The sequence below is a fragment of the Vibrio jasicida 090810c genome (assembly GCF_002887615.1).
In the GTDB taxonomy this organism is placed as follows: domain Bacteria; phylum Pseudomonadota; class Gammaproteobacteria; order Enterobacterales; family Vibrionaceae; genus Vibrio; species Vibrio jasicida.
In genome coordinates this window covers 607,092-627,252 of record NZ_CP025793.1, presented here as the reverse complement: position 1 = coordinate 627,252, position 20,161 = coordinate 607,092, and the positions used below count along the sequence as shown (strand labels likewise).

15 protein-coding genes are annotated in these 20,161 nt (G+C 45.7%); 9 read left to right on the top strand and 6 right to left on the bottom strand.

The window, feature by feature from the left end; translation table 11 throughout:
- Positions 1-603: 603 nt before the first annotated feature.
- The 3 genes from C1S73_RS20460 to C1S73_RS20450 all read right to left on the bottom strand — a co-directional run bounded on the left by C1S73_RS20460 (position 604) and on the right by C1S73_RS20450 (position 5,482).
- Positions 604-870, bottom strand: coding sequence for a hypothetical protein (locus C1S73_RS20460; RefSeq protein ID WP_005429553.1), 267 nt, complete (start codon positions 868-870; stop codon positions 604-606).
- Positions 871-1,152: 282 nt separating this feature from the next.
- Positions 1,153-4,311, bottom strand: a complete 3,159-nt coding sequence (locus C1S73_RS20455) for an efflux RND transporter permease subunit (protein WP_038864995.1) — start codon at positions 4,309-4,311, stop codon at positions 1,153-1,155.
- Positions 4,312-4,324: 13 nt separating this feature from the next.
- Positions 4,325-5,482: an efflux RND transporter periplasmic adaptor subunit gene (locus C1S73_RS20450; protein WP_009706355.1), complete on the bottom strand. Its 1,158-nt coding sequence runs from the start codon at positions 5,480-5,482 to the stop codon at positions 4,325-4,327.
- Between the two features lie 589 nt (positions 5,483-6,071).
- Here C1S73_RS20450 and C1S73_RS20445 point away from each other — a divergent pair.
- The 3 genes from C1S73_RS20445 (at position 6,072) to C1S73_RS20435 (ending at position 8,863) form a co-directional block, all read left to right on the top strand.
- Complete coding sequence (locus C1S73_RS20445; RefSeq protein WP_038864993.1) at positions 6,072-7,589, top strand: phospholipase D family protein; 1,518 nt, start codon at positions 6,072-6,074, stop codon at positions 7,587-7,589.
- 88 nt (positions 7,590-7,677) lie between these two features.
- On the top strand, positions 7,678-8,265 hold the full coding sequence (locus C1S73_RS20440) for a class I SAM-dependent methyltransferase (RefSeq protein WP_038864992.1): 588 nt from the start codon (positions 7,678-7,680) through the stop codon (positions 8,263-8,265).
- 34 nt (positions 8,266-8,299) lie between these two features.
- Positions 8,300-8,863 (top strand): GNAT family N-acetyltransferase, encoded by a 564-nt coding sequence (locus C1S73_RS20435; protein WP_038864991.1) that lies wholly within the window; start codon positions 8,300-8,302, stop codon positions 8,861-8,863.
- 53 nt (positions 8,864-8,916) lie between these two features.
- On the opposite strand, the gene C1S73_RS20430 is transcribed toward C1S73_RS20435, so the two are convergent.
- Entirely contained in the window at positions 8,917-9,390 is a 474-nt protein-coding gene (locus C1S73_RS20430; RefSeq protein ID WP_038864989.1) for an ASCH domain-containing protein, read from the bottom strand.
- A gap of 195 nt (positions 9,391-9,585) precedes the next feature.
- On the opposite strand from C1S73_RS20430, the gene C1S73_RS20425 reads away from it, so the two are divergent.
- Complete coding sequence (locus C1S73_RS20425) at positions 9,586-10,434, top strand: tetratricopeptide repeat protein (protein ID WP_038864988.1); 849 nt, start codon at positions 9,586-9,588, stop codon at positions 10,432-10,434.
- A 40-nt stretch (positions 10,435-10,474) separates the two neighbouring features.
- On the opposite strand, the gene soxR is transcribed toward C1S73_RS20425, so the two are convergent.
- Positions 10,475-10,912, bottom strand: a complete 438-nt coding sequence (soxR, locus tag C1S73_RS20420; protein ID WP_038864987.1) for a redox-sensitive transcriptional activator SoxR — start codon at positions 10,910-10,912, stop codon at positions 10,475-10,477.
- A 234-nt stretch (positions 10,913-11,146) separates the two neighbouring features.
- Here soxR and C1S73_RS20415 point away from each other — a divergent pair, with 234 nt between their 5' ends.
- The 4 genes from C1S73_RS20415 (at position 11,147) to fusA (ending at position 16,516) form a co-directional block, all read left to right on the top strand.
- Positions 11,147-12,031 carry a LysR family transcriptional regulator gene (locus C1S73_RS20415; RefSeq protein WP_038864986.1) on the top strand — a complete coding sequence of 295 codons (885 nt, stop codon included), beginning with the start codon at positions 11,147-11,149 and terminating at the stop codon, positions 12,029-12,031.
- Positions 12,032-12,182: 151 nt separating this feature from the next.
- A complete protein-coding gene (gene dgcN / locus C1S73_RS20410; protein ID WP_038864985.1) occupies positions 12,183-13,187 on the top strand; it encodes an N-acetyltransferase DgcN in 1,005 nt (334 codons plus the stop codon).
- Positions 13,188-13,201: 14 nt separating this feature from the next.
- A complete protein-coding gene (gene dgcA / locus C1S73_RS20405; RefSeq protein WP_038864984.1) occupies positions 13,202-14,188 on the top strand; it encodes an N-acetyl-D-Glu racemase DgcA in 987 nt (328 codons plus the stop codon).
- 309 nt (positions 14,189-14,497) lie between these two features.
- The gene (gene fusA / locus C1S73_RS20395) at positions 14,498-16,516 is read left to right on the top strand and encodes an elongation factor G (RefSeq protein ID WP_038864983.1); all 2,019 of its coding nucleotides are present in this window, start codon (positions 14,498-14,500) and stop codon (positions 16,514-16,516) included.
- Positions 16,517-16,578: 62 nt separating this feature from the next.
- Here fusA and C1S73_RS20390 read toward each other — a convergent pair whose 3' ends face one another.
- Entirely contained in the window at positions 16,579-16,773 is a 195-nt protein-coding gene (locus tag C1S73_RS20390) for a hypothetical protein (RefSeq protein WP_038864981.1), read from the bottom strand.
- A gap of 336 nt (positions 16,774-17,109) precedes the next feature.
- On the opposite strand from C1S73_RS20390, the gene C1S73_RS20385 reads away from it, so the two are divergent.
- Entirely contained in the window at positions 17,110-20,124 is a 3,015-nt protein-coding gene (locus C1S73_RS20385; protein WP_081634734.1) for an EAL domain-containing protein, read from the top strand.
- The last annotated feature ends 37 nt before the right edge of the window (positions 20,125-20,161 follow it).

Sequence of the window (20,161 nt, the reverse complement as noted above, 5' to 3'; positions counted from 1 at the left end):
ACACAAACACTTAACAAATACAGGATTGTTATGTGGCATTAAGTGCAAATATGAACAATTGAGAATGCGGTATGTCGAGTTTTATATAACCAACCCCAATGATCACTATAGGATTTATGATAAGTTTTATTATCAAAAACGACATTTAGCACAGTATAAATACACACAGACAACACATTCACAATTTGAACTAACGATAATGAAATCATTGATTGAAGAATTAACATTTTAACAATGATTACAACAATGTTAACTTTAGCCTCGTTGGTCGCACTGGTGGTAAGCCTCTCACCAAGCCTATTGTCAGTATGATATGGACGTTCGACCATCTCCAAAATGAATAGACACCCAATTTGGTGCCCTTTTTTCGCCCGTGAAGGTATTCTTCGCGGGCTTTTTTCTATCTGCCGTATTTCTCCTACTCAATTCCCAGTTTTCGCGCCCCTCCTCAATCAACAGGCATAAAAAAGCCAACCCATAAATAGGTTGGCAAATAGAGCAACAAGGTTGACGCTGACTGCTCACTAACGTCGTGCTTGTATCGGATGCAATCTGGTTAATCACTCGTCCTTGTGACTAACACGGAATCTTTGTCGTCAGAGGTTATGACTTGGTTGCCTCTGTCTTCTGGCATTTGATCTTTACCAGTTGAGCTTGTTGTTCTTTGATGTGTTTAACAATGCGTTCATCGCGTTCATCAATAGCGTCCATGTTCATTTGTTGGATGTCCGCAACCGCCTCATGCTTCATTGTTGTAAATTCTTGACGTAAATCCGCACTCCACTCTTCTTTGTCTAGAGTGTTAGCAGCAGCGATTGGTGATGACATTACAGCAATAAGACCTAGAGTAGATAGAAATACGCTTTGCATAATAAGCTCCTTAGGGATTAGCAGTTCATTGGGTTGCACTCTATGACATTGCACATAGAATGCCAACTTTTTAAACCTTTAATATCAACAACTTAAACAAAAGTTCATTTTTCTACCATCTGCTCAATGGCGAATTTCACACACACAGTGTTAAATTAACCAACGGTATTTATGAATATTTAACCATTCATCCAACTTATAGTATAGATAGTCCATTTCAGTTCGCCTAAGGCACAAAAAAAGCAGCCCGAAGGCTGCTTTAGATTTTCGCTTTAGGTGAAACTAGCTTTGCGTGCTTTCGTTGCCAACAGTGTTTGATGACTGTGATTTGAACTTACCTATCAAGCGACCAAAGAATCGTTTAATAATGCGGAAGATGTTTTTAATATCCTCTAGCATCAGGTACAAACAAGGCACCAGAATCAAGGTAAGGACAGTTGCAAACAGAACAGCAAAACCAAGCGCGACCGCCATTGGGATAACAAAACGCGCCTGCAAGCTGGTTTCAAACATGATAGGAAGTACACCAGCGAAGGTGGTAATAGACGTCAGCGTGATCGCTCGAAAACGTGCACAGCCAGCTTCAACAACCGCTTGCTTAATGCTCATGCCTTTTTCTCGCACTTGGTTAACGTAATCTGTCATCACCAAAGAATCGTTGATAACCACACCCGCTGCCGCGATTAAACCAAAAGTCGACATCATGCTGATGTCCATATCTAGCCAGAAGTGTCCCCAAATCGCCCCCGTTAAGCTAAACGGAATCACCGACATGACGATAAGCGGTTGGGTGTAGCTCTTAAGAGGCACGGCGAGCAAGATGTATACGATGATCATGCCTGCAATGAAGAACATGATTTGCTCGTTACGCTGCGCAGCTTGCTCTTCGATGTCACCACCCAATTCCGTTTTCACGCTTGGGAAGGCTTGCTTCATGTCCGGTAAGATGTTGTCGTCGATAACTTTCACGACTTCTTGAGGTTCAACCAACTCTTCATCTATAGAGCCATAGACATAAACGGTTTGATAACCGCCTTCACGTCGAATGGTACTCACACCCGGTTGCTCGTTGATCTTCACCACATCACCAAGCATGACCTTTTTGCCTGCTGGTGTGGTAATCACAGCGTAACGCAGTGATGAGAAGGCTTCACGCGTCAGTTGCGGGTAACGCACCATAACCTTAATTTCTTCACCATCACGAATAATGCGCTGCGCTTCACCACCGTAGAAACTGCCACCGACTTGCTCTGCGATCATCGTGAGATCCAAGCCCAAATCATAAGCAACAGGAGCTAGTGATAGCAGTACCTCTTTACTACCGGAATCGATAGACGAAGAAATATCGTACAGACCTTCTTCTTGCTGGAGGCGACCAATCAAGTAGCGACCCGCTTCGTTTAGCTCGTTAATGTCCGAACCAAACAGCAAGTAACCAAACTCGTCGCGGTCACCGCCACCTGCACTTTGCTCACGGATCTTAAAGCTCTTCATCCCCGGTATGACTGGCATTGCCTCACGCCAGCGACGTGCAAGTTCAAAGGTATTGAATGGACGCAGTTCTTCATCCACAAGCGGTACAAGAATACGACCTTCAGTACGACTTCGGTTATAAGAAAGCACATCACGAATCATCCCCTGACCATGCTCATCAATGATCTGGTTTTCGATTTTCTGCATCACGCCTTCAATGGTTTTTAACGCATTGATGGTTTGCTCGCTCGATACCGTGTCATTCATCTCAATCGTAATCGCCGGATAATCCGTTGGTACTTTAGGGCTTGGAATCACACGCACGTAGTTCGAGCTAACTAAAGCAGCACTAATCAACAACAGACCACAGAAAAAGGCAAACACGGTCCAACGCCAATGAGTACAAACCTTAACGAAGCTTCGGTAAGGACCATTAACAAAGCCGAAGAAGCGCTTGTTGAAATTATCACGCCAACCGCCCGCTTTGATTGGTGTAAAGTTAGTGTGTGCTAAGTGAGCTGGAAGGATCAGCTTTGATTCAATCAAGCTAAAGATTAGACACAGGATCACCACACCCGCAATGCCGTAGAAGAAGGCACTATCAATCCCACTTGAAAGTAGGAATGGGGCAAACACCGCTATCGTGGTTAACACACCAAAGGTAGCCGGAGTCGCGACACGCTTAACACCCGTCACAACGTTCTCAACACCACCACCCTTCTCTTCGATCTCACTGTAGGCACTTTCCCCGGTTACGATGGCGTCATCCACCACAATACCGAGCACCATGATAAAGGCGAACAAAGACACAATATTCACGGTGATACCCAGCATTGGCATCATCATCACTGCGCCTAAGAAACACACTGGTAGCCCCAACATTACCCACATTGCTAAGCGGAAACGAAGGAATACTGAGAGCATGATGGCAACCAAAGCGGCACCTTGAAGAAGGTTCTTCAGCATCATGTCGAGACGACCATTTAGGTAGTAGGTCATATCAACGAGAACTTTCAGTTGAATGTCATCAGGTAAGGTTTTGTTCTTTGCTTCGATGTAGTTACGAACGGATTCAGCAACTGGGATGATGTTTTGATCACGCGTGGCTTGAACCGCCATGTAGATCGCGTTTTGCCCCGAGTATTCGAAGTAACGATCTTCTTCAGTAAAGCCATCTTTAATCGTTGCGATATCTTGTAGCAGAACTTTTGCACCGTTTGCGCCAAGCTTAACTGGAATATTGCGGAACTCATCACCACGGTAGTATTGGTTCTCAATACGTACTGCGATCATACCTGCGTTGGTTTTTACTTCACCTGCAGAAAAGTTCGCTGAGTAACGACGAATCGCGTTGCTCACATCACTTAATGTTAAGTCATATTTACGAAGAATCAGAGGATCAACTTCGATAGCAATCTCTTCTTCTGGTGCATTAAGATCCACCAGCATGACATTTTTCAGTTGGAGTAATTCATCTTCAACTTGCTTAGCGATAGGTTTGAGCTCTTCTAGTGGTCTATCGCCCACCAAGCCCATTTCTATTACCTCTTGTCGCCATTCCACCTGATAAACGTTGATGGGTTCCATGCCTGCCGGCAAATTGGATAAGGTATCTACCCGTTGCTTTACATCGTCCAATACACGTTTGATGTCGGCATTCACATCCACTTCTATCGATACATAAGCGCTGCCTCGAGAAGCTCGTGCCACTGTCTTTTTGATGCCAGTGACGTCTTTGATCGATTCTTCGACTTTAACCAAGATACTCTCTTCAATCTCTTGCGGAGAGGCACCAGGATAAGCTGCTCGAATGTTGATGTAGTTAACTTCAACGTTCGGGAACATTTGTCGTTGAATGAACATGAAGCTCACGATACCCATTACGATGATAAACACCATCATTAGGTTCGCGGCGACAGAGTTGTTCGCAAAATAGGCAATGATGCCCTTTTGTTGATTCTCTTCCATGATTGACTCCTACTTACTGTACGACGGTTTCGGAGTCGTCATTCTTTTTTGCGACTTGGACAGCCATGCCTTTTTGCGGGTACTCAGGTAACGTCAGAACCAACTTGTCTGATTGCTCAAGACCTTCCCCCACAAGTAGGAACTCACCTTCTGCACGAAGTACATTGACGGTTCTCGGTTGCAGTTCGTTTTCGCCATTCACGACCCAAACGGTGCGGTTCTTTACTAACTCCTGAGGGAGACGATAAATGTGCTTGAGCTCTTTACCGGTAAAGCTCACTTCAACGTATGAACCAAACTTAATCGGTGGCTGATTATTGTCTAGACCATATGGGTCACGAACTTGAATCACCATATTGATCATGCGCGTCGCGCTGTCGATCATGCCGAGATCGCGAACCACTTTACCTTCACGAGTGGTCGATAGAATGCCTTGCTGGGTTACAGTCGCACGTAGCTCTTTCAAAGATTCAGGAAGGAATGCACTGTCAAAACCAGCGATAGGAACGTGGATCTCCGCCACTTCGATATTGTTCAAGGTTGCAACGCGAGAGCCGGAAGAGACAAACTGCCCCACACCGATATCACGCTCAACAACAAGTGCATCGTATGGCGCAATCACTTTACAGTTTTCTAGGTCGCGGTTAGCTCGCTTCAACGCAGCTTGAGCAGACTTGACTTGCGCCTGAGCACTCAAGACATGGGGCTTACGTAGGTAAAGGTCTGTGACTTGTTTGTCGCTTAACTTTTTCGCTTGGCGTTTTGCGACTTCCGCTTTGGCTTGTTCCTCGATCAACGCAGCACGTGCACTTGCCAAGCCCGCTTCTGCTTGTAGAACAGCCGCTTCATAGTTATCACTTTCAATCGTGAACAACACTTCACCACGCTTTACGATTCCACCCGTCACAAAATTTGGGTGCCAACTGATCACTTCGCCGCTAACTTGCGCTGCTAAGTGCGTTTTTTCGAATGGACGCATTTCACCGTGACTGGTGATAACAACTTTATGATCGGTAGGAAAAAGTGAAGAGGTTTGTACTGTGGGTTCAGTTATGGTGTCTTTGATTGACTCTTTTTCGGGCGCAGTAGCGGCAATCGCGGCATAACCCGCATAAGAACCACCAACTACGACGAAGGGTAAAAGCCAACGTAATACTGGTTTTGCTAACATCAAAAATCCTTTTTTATTTTTGTATTCTCCTGTTCATCCCCGTCAGGCCTTAGCCTTAGAGATGAATTAACAAACCAAACGTTCGATAACCCAATCTCCTACTCCCCGCGGACAAACAGTGAGTGTTTGCATCTGAAATAGACAACTTTATAAGAGCGCCGTGCTTCCGCTGTGTTTCGCGATTATCAATCACAAAAGAACTATCCATGGCAAGTTAATAAAATTAACAAAAACTTAACCATCTCCGCAAGTTACGACCTCTCACGCTCACTATTTATACGCAATCGTCATGCCAAACGTTTACCCTTTAAATATCAATAAGTTAAGCTGAAACGGTAATTTTTCTCAGTGCAGTATTGGTAATTACCACCAGATATTAGTGATATTGACCATTTCTGAGTAAAACATAAGTAAAAAACATGATATTGTCCGCCCGAATAATATGCCTTCCAAAAGCCATATCGAGTCATTCAGATTCGGTTGGTTTATTGAGAAATCTGCGACTTGGCTACAATCACTCGCATTACCCAGATTTAAAGCTTGATATATAATCAAAGAGTTACGTTGTGTATTAACAAGGAAGTGTGCATTGCTACGTTCTCTCTCTAAAGCCTTACTCGGTTCAATGCTTGTACTTGTCTCGGCTTGCTCCTCAATTCAGCCAAGAGATCCAAGTGAGAAATCCACCAGCTTTCAGTTCGGTTATCAAAATGACTCATCTTTGGCAGAATTTTTTGAAAGCTACAACAAAGACCCGAACTCAGATACTGGCTTTTACCCTCTTAATCAGGGAAACGATGCGCTATTAGCTCGAATCGCACTGATTGAGTCTGCCGAAAAAAGCCTAGATTTGCAGTACTACATCTACCGCAGTGATGAAACCAGTCAGCTAATGACGTGGCGTTTGTATGAAGCAGCAAAACGTGGTGTACGCGTTCGCCTGCTTCTAGATGACATGCAAAAGCGAAACGATGCAGGAATGGCAGAGCTGAACGCTCACCCAAACATCGAAATCCGACTGTTTAACCCACACCAATATAGAGATGCGCGTGTATTTGCACTGGCAAGTGACTTTGACCGCCTTAATCGTCGCATGCACAACAAAGCTCTGATTTCCGATAGTGTGTCTGCCATTGTCGGCGGCAGAAACATTGGTAATGAATACTTCTCTTTCGAGTCCAATGTCGAGTTTGGTGATTTCGATTTGATGCTATATGGCGAGGCCGTGACGCAAACTGCTGACCAATTCGATTTGTATTGGAATAGTCTCTATGCCATCCCAATGGAATGGATTGTGCCTGAGTCTGAAAAAGTGGCAGACGATGCGATTCAAGCGCAAGTAAAAAAACTCAAATTGGAAGAGAAGTTTTCTATCGGTCCCTATAACTTCAAAGAGTTAGACCTGTACGAGGAGCTCCAACAAGGCAAACTGAAACTGTATTGGGGACAAGGCCAAGTGTGGTTCGATTTACCCGATAAGATTGCCACTCAAGAAAGCCAACTGGTCGCAAACTTAGGTGAACTCCTTGAGAACATTGAAGATTCTTTTGTTCTAATTTCCCCTTACTTTGTGCCGACAGAATCCGGAACAAAAGCTCTGACTGATGCGGCAAAACGAGGGATTGATATCACCATCGTGACCAATAGCTTGGCATCAAACGATGTGTTCGCTGTCCACGGTTGGTACGCCAAGTACCGAGAAGATTTGGTCAAAGCGGGCATTAAACTTTGGGAAGTAAAAGCCAGTGCGAAAATTAAAAGTAAATGGAGCTTAACCGGTAGCAGCCGAGCGAGTCTGCACGCCAAAGCCATGATGATCGATGGGAAAACCTTGTTTGTAGGTTCGATGAACTGGGATCCGCGTTCGGCTGAGCTCAATACAGAGATGGGCGTAGTTATAGAGCAACCAGAGTACGTGCAAAAACAACAAACCGTTTTGCCAGAGCAGTTGAAAGAAAATGCCTATCAACTCATCATCAAAGATGGTGATATCGCATGGATTGATCAAGCAACAGGCGAAGAATTTGATTCAGAGCCAGAAGCCAGTGTGTGGAGAAAAATGGGCGCTTGGTTCTCGGGCATCCTGCCAATCGAGGATCAGCTTTAGCTTCCCAGCGAAAGATAACGTCAGCTAGTCTAAATCAAAACGCTATTCAGCACTGAGTAGCGTTTTTACACATAAGAAAGGAATCTCAATGTCAGTAACATGGAACGAATACTACCAAAAGGTTGCGAGCCAACCTCACCGACCAAACGTAGAACGTGCCGCCAATCTGCTTACGCTCGACAACAAAATCGCCATTGATGCAGGATGCGGTACCGGTCGAGATTCCAACTACCTCCTCAATCAAGGCTTTACCGTTTACGCGTTTGACACTCATCAAGATGCGGTGGAAACTTGCTTGACGCGTTTCGAAGGCAATCCTAACTTTTCCATATCGCAGTCTTGCTTTAGTGACTTTGATTACCCGCCATGCAGCTTGTTCATTGCCAGTGCGAGTTTGTTCTTTTGCCCTAGTGAGCACTTTGAAAGCGTATGGCGAAGAATCGACTCAGCCTTAGTCTCCGGCGGTGTTTTTTGTGGGGATTTACTGGGCGTGAAAGACTCTTGGGTCAAAGCCAAAACGCATCCAGACATCAGTGCGTTCACCAGAGAGCAAGTCGAAGCATTGTTTGAAGGATATGACATTCTCCACTTCCATGAGCGGGATGAAGATGGCAGCACTGCTCTCGGCAATGCAAAACATTGGCACATGTTCAGCGTCACTGCGGTCAAACGTTAATTCGTTACTCTTATTCGTTACTAAAAGGAGTGTTATGTACCATTTCCAAGGCGTCACATTAAGACGAACCGTTCCGGAAGAAGCCAAAGCGCTCTATAAGCTCATCACTGAGGATGAACGCTGGGCGCAATTCAATGGTCCTTACTTCCCCTATCAAACACCAACATTAGAAGGCTTTCGTAATCACACCTTTCAACGCCTACTAAAAGGCGAAGACATGTTATTGATTGAGTTCGAAGGTAAGCCTGTTGGCTCAGTGAGTTGGTATTGGGAATGTGAGAGCACTCGCTGGCTTGAAGCTGGCATCGTCATTTACGATTCGAACTATTGGGATAAAGGGTTGGGCTTTTGTGCGCTAGTGCCTTGGATTAGCCATATATTCGAAACCCAAGACATAGCACGAGTTGGTTTAACAACGTGGTCTGGTAACCCAAGAATGATGCGTTGCGCAGAAAAGCTTGGCATGCAACAGGAAGCCCGGATTCGTAAAGTACGTTACTACCAAGGCGAGTACTACGACTCCATCAAATACGGCGTATTAAGAGAAGAATGGCAAGCGCTGCTCCAACGGCTCTATAGCCAAGAACAATTGGCGTAAATCATCGTATTTAATGAAAAGGCTTGGCAACGCGCCAAACCTTTTTAGTTGGGTTACTTGGATATAGGGTAAACAACTCTAAAATGCTCAAGCACCAATAAACGTTGATCGTGCCACTCGATGCCAAGCTCCTCACATTCCGCTTTAAAGAATTTAGTGTGCGCTTCTCGCCACCAAGCTATTGTGCGGTCGCCCTCCCCTTCAGCTTGGGCAAACTCTTCACTCACGTCCGAATATCGGCAGGTACTGATGTCTGTGATTTGAATAATACAAACAGGTTCGCCGTCCCAATTAGTCACAACTTGTAAGTGCCCGACTTGAGGCATCACCTCTCCGTGTTCGCTGTACCAGAGCTCCATACTGCAAGAAGCCGTTTTCTGGCCGATTCTCACCAGCTCAGCACAAGTATTGGCGTTGTACTCGTCAGCACAATAATAATCAGCACTTACTGAGGGAATCGCTGCTTGCTCTTGTTCAGAGAGCGTCTCCATATAATGGGTAAGATAAGCTTGTGCTTTGGCGTCCATACTTCTGTTCCTTGATTCTGCTTTTCCATCGCTTTACTAGCCGAAAAGAGTATCCATTCATGATCAAAAGAACAAGATATGAGCCCATCAGAACACTTTATAAAACAAGCATTTTTCATCTGATTTTTGCTAAACCTTGTCTGTATTTGCTATGGTTTCAGAGATTCATCCATTCTCGACGCAAAAGGACGTTCTATGCGCTTAATCATCGGCATCTTCTTCGCTGCTCTGCTCTCCTTTCCAACTCTTGCATCAGAAGAAAAATACTCAGAGTCCGAGATGCTAGACAGACCATTGATGGAACGCTACATCCTCGATGAACTGAAATCACTGCGTCAGGAACAACAAGATCTGGAGCGACGAATGATCGTCGAAATCACCGATCGTGAACTGACTGTCGCGGACAAATCGTTGAACTACGCCAACGTAACGGTCACTTACTTCTTCTACATCATTGCTGGTGTCGCTTCTTTGATCGCCTTTGTTGGTTGGCAATCTCTTCGCGAATTTAAGAACAACACCACAGAAATGGCGGACAAACGCCTCGAAAAAATTGCTCAAGAATATGAGAAAAAATTCCTAGAATTAGAACGCGATTTAAAACGCAAAACGCGTATCATCAGTGAGAACAACAAAGAGATTGAGAAAATCAACGAAATCCACAACTTATGGTTGCGTGCACAAAGCTCACAAACACCTGAGCAGCGTATCGATATTTACGATGAGATCTTACTAGTTCGACCTGGAGATTTAGAAGCACTTACATACAAAGCAGACGCAGCAATGGAAATCAAAGAGTACCACTGGGCATTGAGCCTCTGTAACCGCGTACTTGAAGTCGATGACACCAACGGCCCAGCGTTGTATCAACGTGCTTGTGCATACTCTCGCTTAGGGATAGAAGAACAAGCGATTGAAGATCTTGAACGTGCGATAGACACCAGCCCATCAATTCGAGATCTGCTAGCGGAAGAGCAAGACCTTGAACTTCTTCATGGCCATGAACGATTCGAACGCTTGCTGTACTCAGCCGCAGAACAATAATCCACATTCAAATCTTAAAGTATGCAGGTGGAGAAGGCGTTCACCCTTCTTCATCTAGCGTCAAATTCGACCCTGCATGATCTTTCCCTAATACGTCTTCCGGGTTTCTTAATGCACAAGTTTCTAATGACAAACAACCACAGCCAATACAGCTACCTAAGTCACTTTGCAATGCCTTGAGTTTCTGAATTTTCTGCTCTAACTGCTCATGCCAATGGCTTGCCATGGTTTCCCATTGAACTTTGTTCGGTGCTTGGTGCTTAGGTAATTCTTCCAGTGCTTGCTTTATCTCTTCTAATGACAAGCCCACCTGCTGCGCGGCTTTAATGACCGCAACACGACGTAGCACACTACGATGATAACGGCGTTGATTTCCTTGATTCCGCCAACTTGAAATTAACCCCTTTTGCTCGTAAAAGTGCAATGCAGATACCTTAACGCCAGAACGCTTTGCCACTTCACCAACACTGATTTCCATCTCTTCATCCTTTTTCTAAAAGCGCTTTACCTCAAGTATGCTTGAGGTTCGAAGTTACACCACGTTAACATATTCAAGCAGACAAAAACGAAGAAAATACAATCATTTCAACTATGTTTGGTGCGATATGATTTCCTCTCACAAACCAGAACCGCACATCCATATAGAGATGCAATCCTTAATGAAGTAAATTAGAGATTCTCATCTTGCTCAATAAACGCAAAGGAAAGCGCAGTGAACTTAAGACAACTGGAAGTCTTCTATGCCATCATGCAAACCGGAACAGTCTCTGGCGCTGCACGTTTGTTACATGTCTCTCAACCAAACGTCACTCGGGTGCTTGCGCATACGGAACAACAACTTAGCTTTACTTTATTCGAACGCGTCAAAGGTCGCTTGGTGCCAACGCAAGAAGCCAAAGCACTGTTTCCAGAAGCAGAGAAGGTCTATCAGCAACTCGGCCAATTTCGCTCGCTCACCAATAAGGTGAAACAAGGCACTCAACACTTGAGAGTTGGAGCTCCCCCCGTATTGGCTTCCCAATTGCTTGCTCCAACCGTTGCCACTCTTTCCAAGCAACAAGGTATCTCGTTTGAACTACTAACGGCAAACCGTGATGAGCTATGTTCAGGCTTGCTTAAGCACGAATTGGATGTGGCGATTGCCTTTGGTGAAGAAGCCCCTCCCGCGATTTTGAGTGAGGTTTTACTTAAGCAACAACTTGTTCTAATTGCGCCAAAAGAAGCGCTCAATTCGGACGACGAGACCATTTCGTTTGATGATTTGATTCAGCACGACTTGCCAATCATCGGCTTGGACAGTCGTGACCCGCTTGGTTTATTGCTGCACCAAACCTTAACCGCTCGCGACGAACACTACCAACATCCAATTACGGTGCGCAGTTACGCGGCTGCGGCAGAGTTAGTCAAACACCACGCGGGTTTCGCCATTGTTGATCCTTGGACCGCAAAACAATATCAGCATGATGAAGCAGTCAGCGTGCGCTCACTCTCTCCTACATTGTCGTTTTCAGTGTCTATATTATTTGCCGAGCACACCCCACAGTCTATTTCTACCAAGCTATTTATTGATTCCGTAAAGCATCAGGTGAATCAGTAAGTTAGTGCTTACCTTTGTCCATAACTTCAAGTTATAGGCGCACAACAAATAGGCATTCGGCTTCCCTCTTCAAACTGGCTACATTGTTTGAAAACGCCATTACTTGAAAACGTATTGTTTGAAAACATATTGAATGACAGAGGGAACCATCATGCAAATTGCTCAACCTTACCTACTTTTTCTTGGCGACGTCACCGATCCATTAGCCGCAAAAACTGCACGCGGTATCCATCAATGGCGCTCAGAGATTTGTTTAGGTCAGCTTCGTCTTACGCCAGAAACCGTTTCATTAGGTTTAACCGACATGACGCTGCAACAAGCTCAGCAGCAAGGCGCAAAAACGCTCGTCATCGGTACAGCAAACCCTGGCGGTGTTATTCCTGAATCATGGCAGGCGACGTTACTAGAAGCGGCGGAAATGGGGTTTGAAATTGCCTCGGGTATGCATCAACGTCTTTCTGAATTTGCGCCTTTGAATGACTTACAGCAACGTGACTTAACCAAGTTGCACGATGTACGCCATTACGATGAACCGCTGAAAGTGGGCAATGGTAAAGCGCGCTCAGGTAAACGCTTACTAACGGTTGGCACCGACTGCTCGGTTGGAAAAATGTTCTCAGCCCTCGCAATTGAGAAAGCCTTACAGCAATCTGGTTGTAAAGCAGAATTTAAAGCCACAGGTCAAACGGGCATCTTAGTCGCGGGCAGTGGTATTTCGATTGATGCTGTTGTCGCGGACTTTATCTCCGGTGCGGTGGAAGCCATTAGCCCAGAGTTTACTGACCATGAATGGGACATCATTGAAGGGCAAGGTTCACTGTTCAATCCCTCTTTTGCTGGTGTGAGTTTAGGCTTGCTTCACGGTGCTCAAGCAGACGCTTTGGTATTGTGTCACGAGATCGGTCGCCCGCACATTCGCAACCTTCCTCATGCAAAATTACCAAGCATCGAACAAACCATTGAAGCCAATTTGCAAGCCGCACGTTTAACAAACTCTGACACACGTCTTGTCGGAATCTGCTTGAATACTTGCGCAATCAGTGAAGATGATGCCGCACAGCTTTGCCAAGACTGGACTGAGAAATACCAAGTCCCTGTTACCGATCCTGTGCGTTTTGGCGTAGAGCAAATTGCTCAACACATTATTGCGATTTAAGGATTGTAGACGCGATGAAAATTCATGTAGAGCCCGTCACCATTGCGATGGCGACGCCTTTCCGTATCTCCCGTGGCAGTCGAACCGAATGTCACGTGGTGCGAGTAACCATAGAGCAAAACGGCATCAGCGCCCAAGGTGAATGTACGCCTTATCCCCGTTACGGCGAGTCGGTGGAATCGGTGATCAAAGCCATTTTTCAAGCCGCCCATGAACTGCAAGGTTTGTTTGCCGGAGGTGATGCGAATATTGTCTCCCTCAGAGAAAAGCTCCAAACCCTTCTCCCTGGTGGTGCGGCACGTAATGCACTCGACTGCGCGATGTGGAACTTACAAGCTAAGCTAACGGGCAAGCAACACACTCAAGATTTATTTGAACTGCCAGCATCGATTGTCACTGCGATGACCGTGTCGATTAACACGCCAGAAGCGATGGCAAACCAGACTCGTAACTACATCAAACAAGGCGCAAAACTACTTAAAGTGAAGCTCGATGGCGAACAAGTGATTGAGCGTGTTCGCGCTGTTCGTGAAGCGGCAGGCGATGCGATGATCGTGCTGGATGCGAACGAAGCATGGCAAGAACTGGATTTAGACGCCACCTTTGCCGCGCTAGCGCCACTGAATATTGTGATGATTGAGCAGCCTTTACCCTCGAATGACGATGACAAGCTAAAAGACATTTCGCACCCAATTCCACTTTGTGCCGATGAAAGTTGCCATACGCGCCAACAATTGCATGAATTGGTAGGCAAATACGAGATGGTCAACATCAAGCTCGACAAGACGGGTGGTCTAACCGAAGCCCTACTGCTTGCAGAAGAAGCGAAACGCCTTGGCTTTACCTTGATGTCTGGTTGCATGCTAGGCACTTCATTGGCGATGCGAGCAGCACTACCTATCGCTGTTCAATCGAAAGTGGTCGACTTAGATGGTCCGGTTTTACTGGGTCAAGATGTTGAGCCTGCTTTGGTATATCGAGAAGGTGAAATCGTCCTGTAAAGGATCAGTGATCACCCCATCACCCATTTCATGACCTAGATTAAAAAACAATCACCGTCAGCATGAAATAAGTCACATAAATTACGGGGTTATTACGGCATGCTAATACCGTAGTAACCTCTAATGCGCTTTTTCAGCAAGGTGGTGGTTGTATGTATAGAGTCATCCGAAAAATGACATGGAAGACGAAAAGGCGGTAAACCCGCCCTACTCCAATGCAGTTCGTGCCTGATATCAGGTTTGCTTTGGAACCGTTGATTGGCCGCTAAAGGCTCACTCGGTTTCGCACGTCATTTGCAAGGAGGCTCTATGCCTATCAATAAGATCCGCAACGTCGCCTTTGTCGGTCAAACGGGTACCGGCAAAACCACACTGATAGAAAAACTGCTCTACACCTGCCAAGCTACCAACCATTTAGGTTGTGTGGAAAAAGGCGATACGGTGACCGATTTCGACCAACAATCCATCCAATATCAACACAGTATCGAAGCCACCCCAGTCGCCCTAAGTTGGAATAAACATCGCCTCAATATCATCGACACTCCGGGACAGAACGAATTACTCGGACGCACGCTCAGCGTATTCCCTGCCGTGGAAACTTCAGCGTTGATCATCGACCCTCAAATGCCCATCAACCAAACAGCTGATCGCTTATTTACCTTCGCGAAACAGCAACAAAAATGCCAGATGATCATCATCAACAAGCTAGACAATCACGGTAACCAACTTGAAGCCGTGATGGAAAACATCATTGAGCATTTTGGCGATAACTGTTTACCAATCAACTTACCTTCAGCCGATGCCAAATCCGTGGTCGACTGTTATTTTGAGCCAGAATTAGAACGTGACACTTTGCTTTCACGAGTTGAAGATGCTCACGAAACTCTGATTGATCAGGTTATTGAGGTCGATGAAGCCTTAATGGAACTCTATCTCGAACAAGGCTCAGAACTGACAGCAGAACAACTGCACGACCCATTTGAGGAAGCGTTAAGAACAGGCCACGTGATTCCAATTTGTTTTGTTTCTTCTGAAACGGGCGCAGGCGTCGACCTGCTCTTAAGAACGTTGGCAGAAATCATGCCGATGCCAAATGAAGGTAACCCACCGCTGTTGGAGAAAAGTGGCAAGAAGGTCAAAGTAAACTGTGAAGCACTTGAGCACAGCGTCGCGCATGTGTACAAGATCAGCGTTGATCCTTACATGGGCAAACTCGCCTACTTGCGTGTTTACCAAGGTGAAATCAACGCAGGCAGCCAGCTCTACATAGGCGAAAGCAACAAAGCATTTAAAGTCGGTCACCTTTACCAGTTACAAGGCAAAGACAGAACGGAGATCCCAAGGGCGCTTGCCGGCGATTTCTGTGTGCTCGCCAAAGTGGATGAGTTGGAATTTGATTCCATTGTTCATGACTCTCATGAAGAAGATGGCGTGCAACTTAAAACCCTCAACTTCCCAGATTCAATGTACTCGCTGTGCCTAAAACCAGTTAAGCGTGGCGACGAACAAAAGCTTGGGGATGTGCTGAATAAAATCGCCAGTGAAGACCCTTCTCTTCGAATCGAACATCGCGCACGTACTAATGAAACCATCACCAGTGGTCAGGGTGAATTCCACCTCAAAGTAGCGCTTGAGAAAATGTCTTCTGTTTACAAACTGGAAGTGGAGACCAGCCAACCAAGTGTCGAGTATTTTGAAACCATTACTAAGCCTGCTGAAGGACATTACCGTCATAAGAAACAAAGTGGCGGAGCTGGTCAGTTTGGTGAAGTGCAGTTGAAAGTACGCCCCCTAGAACGGGGAACTGGCTTTAAGTTCGTGAATAAAGTGGTCGGCGGAACGATTCCAACCTCACTTATCCCTGCTGTAGAAAAAGGCATTGTACAAGCTCTTGAAGAAGGAGCGATTTCTGGCAATCCAATCAAAGATGTCGAGGTAACGGTTTACGATGGTAAATACCACTCGGTTGATTCAAAAGAGATCGCCTTTGTGATCGCCGGTAAAAAAGCTTTTCTAGATGCCATCAATAATGCCGGACCAATTGTATTGGAACCGATTGTTCAAATGGAGCTTCATATTCCAACCGCGAATGTGGGTGATGTATCCGGCGATTTATCTGGTAATCGCGGTCTTATTGAAGGTACCGAGCCTATCGACGCGAACTTCACTATGTTAAGAGCCAAATCTCCGGTCAACGAGTTGCAAGATTATGCTCGTCGTCTGCGCTCAATTACTGGCGGTGAAGGCAGTTTCAATATGACGCTAAGCCATTACGAACCAGCGCCACCAGCCATACAAAAACAAGTGTGCGACGAAGCAACGCAGTAAAGTTAGCACTGGCTTCAACAAAAACGCCCTCAATCTAGAGGGCGTTCTCATTATCAATCAAATTACTTATCAAGTGACAAACCTATCTGGCTGAGCTTGCTTTCGAACGCTTCCACACTTTCGGCCTGATAAGTTGGAGAACCGTTAAAGTAGCGAGGTTTCTCTGGCAACATCGCGTTTTTCAACTCTTTTTCCTGATCGACATTGTCATGGTACACCGTTACACGGTTTGGAATATCCTGTTTCATAAATGCCATTTTGGTTCTCCTTTGTTAATACGAACCTTAAAGTTAAAGGCGGTTAAAAAATAAGCAAAACAAGTTGTGTAAAAATTAGACATTCTCGGCAGTTTTTATTGTTAAATCCAAAGCATTTTATAAACCAGGCATGAACTGAATTTTGACACTACGTCATCGAACTGGCAGCGAACTCATCCTATCCCCTACCAAACGTGCGCCTATTATCATTTCCACAAATTATGTCTTTTTTTTGAGATTTTAGTCAGTAATGTGTGGATGCAAATAGCCTCATATTCAACTTACTCATAGAGGTGACCTTTTTCTTTTTGAGTTTTACTCGACTTGCTGATTCAGATGAATAGACGTGTTTTTGATAAACGCCCAACCATTGGCATCATCTTGCCTATGTTGAGCGGTTTTTATATGGGAGAGCTTAACGCCACGTTGCGCCAAATGGCTAAGCAACATGGGGTTAATTTGGTATTTATTCGTAGCGGGCATCGCCGAGACTTCGACCTGTCTGTTGCTTTGCATCATCTCGACGCATTGATGGTGGTTTTGCATTCTGCATCCGATCATCTGGTGCAAACAGCGCTGAGCAAAGGCATTCCTGTTTTGTCTTTGGGTGCAAGCTACGCACCGCTTGATGTAGAGCAGTTCATCAGCATACAAAGTGACGGCGTAAAAGCCTTGTACCGCTGGCTGTTGGAGCAAGGACATCAACGCATTGGTTTTTGTGGTGACTTGTCGGTTAACGATGTACGTTCACGTTTTAAAGCCTACCAACATGCTGCGACGGAACATCAAGGGGCTTTCAATCCCGAAGATTTCTTTAGCGTTAGCAACTGCTCATTAGCGGGTGGACGAGAAGCTGCTGTTGAGTTCGTGCAGCGAAATTCGCAATGTACGGCGGTTATTTGTGCTACCGACCACAACGCTATTGGCATGATGGAGCAACTCAAACACTTGCAAGTTGCCGTACCAAATGAAGTCGCCGTGGTTGGTATTGATAACGTCTTCTTCGGTAAACAAACTCAGCCACCGTTAACCACTGCCGATCAGCAATTGGAAGTTCTGGCACGCCGAGCATTTAGCCGAGCTATCGAGCGCATTCAAGGGGCTGCGTTTTCAAACCAGATTAACCAAGTGCCACAGAAACTGGTTATCCGTCAGTCCTGCGGTAATCGCAATCCAACCTATGAATCAACAGAATGTCCGAACTCCATTCGTCATGCGCTGCTGAATGTGGAAGGCCGCTCTCCGGCAGAGATTTTTGAGAACTTCTATTCTCAAGCTCAGAACGGTTTTAACTCCATCCTTGACGCTCAAAGCTTGTATGGCAACAACCTCGATTGGGCATGTTTAGCACAGTGCGATCAGGAGCAATATCATATCGAGAGTTGGGTCGAACAAGGCATGACACAACCAACCACGTTACCAAAACAGAGCACAGCAAGTGATGACATTCGTGACTTCCCTTTCCTTGAAGGCTGCGAACACTTTGTTGCGACAGTAATGCCAATTGCCACGGGACAAAAAAACCAGTGGCAGTTAGTCGCCGTGGTTGATTCGCTTGAAGATCAACAAAACATCGGTACCCAATCGGTGTTCAACAACTATCTCGATATGTTGTCTTTGTTCATCGAACGTGATGCGCTACTCAACACCAGCACCTTACGTCAAAAGAACTCACAGCAACTGCTACAGCAACTCAAGGTGGTCTCAAACAGCTCAAATGATGGTATTTGGGACTGGGATTTGACCAGCAATAAACTGCGTTGGAACAGCCGCTTGGTCAACATGCTCGGCAATGAAAACATCTCCCACAAACGCTACATCGATTGCGATCAGCTGTTCCAATTTATTCATCCAGAAGACATCGACCAATTAGAAGAACACATCCAAGCTCACTTGATCGATAAAGTGGCGTTCAAAACCGAATTTCGTATTCGCAAACACGACAACAGCTATATCTGGGTACAAGCCAATGGCTCTGCAGTACGCAACGTACGAGGTCATGCGGTGCGCTTTATCGGCTCAATGACGGACGTGACCGAGCAACGAGAAAGCGCGGCGAAGATCCATCATATGGCGTATTTCGATGCGCTAACGGGCGTCGCCAACCGCCGCAAAATCATGGAAGAGATTGTTGAACACATCAGCGTCAACCCGGATAAGCCTCGCGCCATCATGTTGATGGATCTCAATCGCTTTAAAATGATCAACGATTCTTTTGGACACCATGTCGGCGACGCTCTGCTTTGCCACATAACCAAAGAGTTAGAGAGTGTTTTGGTTGAGCCTCATACCATTGCGCGACTCGGCGGAGATGAATTTCTGTTCTTCTGTCATGTCAGCAATGCCGCCCAAGCCAACCAGGTTGCTAGCATGATTTTACGTACCATCGAAAAGCCAATGATTCATGAAGAGATGGAATTGGTTAGCCAAGGCAGTTTAGGTATTTCCTTCTACCCATCGGATGGCCATAGCCCTGAAGAGTTGGTCAAAAAAGCCGATATCGCCATGTATCAAGCGAAGCTACTCGGTGGGCGCAAAGTGGTGCATTACAACGACACCATGGAAGCGACGACACAAAGCTTAATTAAGTTCGAACACCACCTAAATCGCGCTTTAGAACAAAGCGAAATTGATGTGTTCTACCAACCTCAGTTGTGCCACAAAACGCAGCGTGTGCTTGCAGTAGAAGCCTTGGCTCGTTGGCAATCTGAAGCGCTTGGCTTTGTCCCGCCAAGCCAGTTTATTCAGGTCGCTGAAAACGCAGGTATGATCTCGCGATTGGGAGAATACATTCTCAATCGAGTCTGTCGTGACGTGCAACAGTCCGCTTGGTTACAATCGATGAGCCATATTTCGGTCAACATCAGTGCACGTCAGTTGGTACAGCCTTATTTTGCTGACGAGGTGATTCAAACCATCCTTAACTACCGATTGCCGTTGTCTCTTTTCTGCATCGAAATCACCGAAACAGCAGCCATTAGTGATTATGACTTGTGTGTGAAATCGCTTGAGAAGCTCAGAAAAGCGGGCATTACCATCTCTTTGGACGATTTCGGGACAGGCTTCTCTTCGTTGTCGTTATTGAAGAAGTTGCCATTGAGTGAAGTCAAAATCGACCGTTCTTTCATCGCCGACATCATCAAAGATCAATCCAACCTCGATTTCGTTTCCACTATGATTTTGATGGGCAGAAGTTTGGGTTATCGCGTGGTCGCAGAAGGGGTAGAAACCGCAGAGCATGTCTCTAGCTTAAGCGAACTCGGCGTGGATTTACTTCAAGGTTATTACTTCAGCAAACCCCAACCTATTTCTCAGCTAGAGCAACAATACACGCCACTTGGTGCTGTTTAAAAACAACAAGGCGAGCACATGTGCTCGCCTTGTTCTG

Coding starts and splice junctions, on each gene's coding strand:
- C1S73_RS20390 (WP_038864981.1), bottom strand. CDS start 16,773: ATGGCATTTATGAAACAGGATATTCCAAACCGTGTAACGGTGTACCAT.
- C1S73_RS20440 (WP_038864992.1), top strand. CDS start 7,678: ATGTCAGTAACATGGAACGAATACTACCAAAAGGTTGCGAGCCAACCT.
- C1S73_RS20425 (WP_038864988.1), top strand. CDS start 9,586: ATGCGCTTAATCATCGGCATCTTCTTCGCTGCTCTGCTCTCCTTTCCA.
- dgcA (WP_038864984.1), top strand. CDS start 13,202: ATGAAAATTCATGTAGAGCCCGTCACCATTGCGATGGCGACGCCTTTC.
- C1S73_RS20455 (WP_038864995.1), bottom strand. CDS start 4,311: ATGGAAGAGAATCAACAAAAGGGCATCATTGCCTATTTTGCGAACAAC.
- C1S73_RS20435 (WP_038864991.1), top strand. CDS start 8,300: ATGTACCATTTCCAAGGCGTCACATTAAGACGAACCGTTCCGGAAGAA.
- C1S73_RS20460 (WP_005429553.1), bottom strand. CDS start 870: ATGCAAAGCGTATTTCTATCTACTCTAGGTCTTATTGCTGTAATGTCA.
- C1S73_RS20450 (WP_009706355.1), bottom strand. CDS start 5,482: ATGTTAGCAAAACCAGTATTACGTTGGCTTTTACCCTTCGTCGTAGTT.
- C1S73_RS20385 (WP_081634734.1), top strand. CDS start 17,110: ATGAATAGACGTGTTTTTGATAAACGCCCAACCATTGGCATCATCTTG.
- C1S73_RS20430 (WP_038864989.1), bottom strand. CDS start 9,390: ATGGACGCCAAAGCACAAGCTTATCTTACCCATTATATGGAGACGCTC.
- fusA (WP_038864983.1), top strand. CDS start 14,498: ATGCCTATCAATAAGATCCGCAACGTCGCCTTTGTCGGTCAAACGGGT.
- dgcN (WP_038864985.1), top strand. CDS start 12,183: ATGCAAATTGCTCAACCTTACCTACTTTTTCTTGGCGACGTCACCGAT.
- soxR (WP_038864987.1), bottom strand. CDS start 10,912: ATGGAAATCAGTGTTGGTGAAGTGGCAAAGCGTTCTGGCGTTAAGGTA.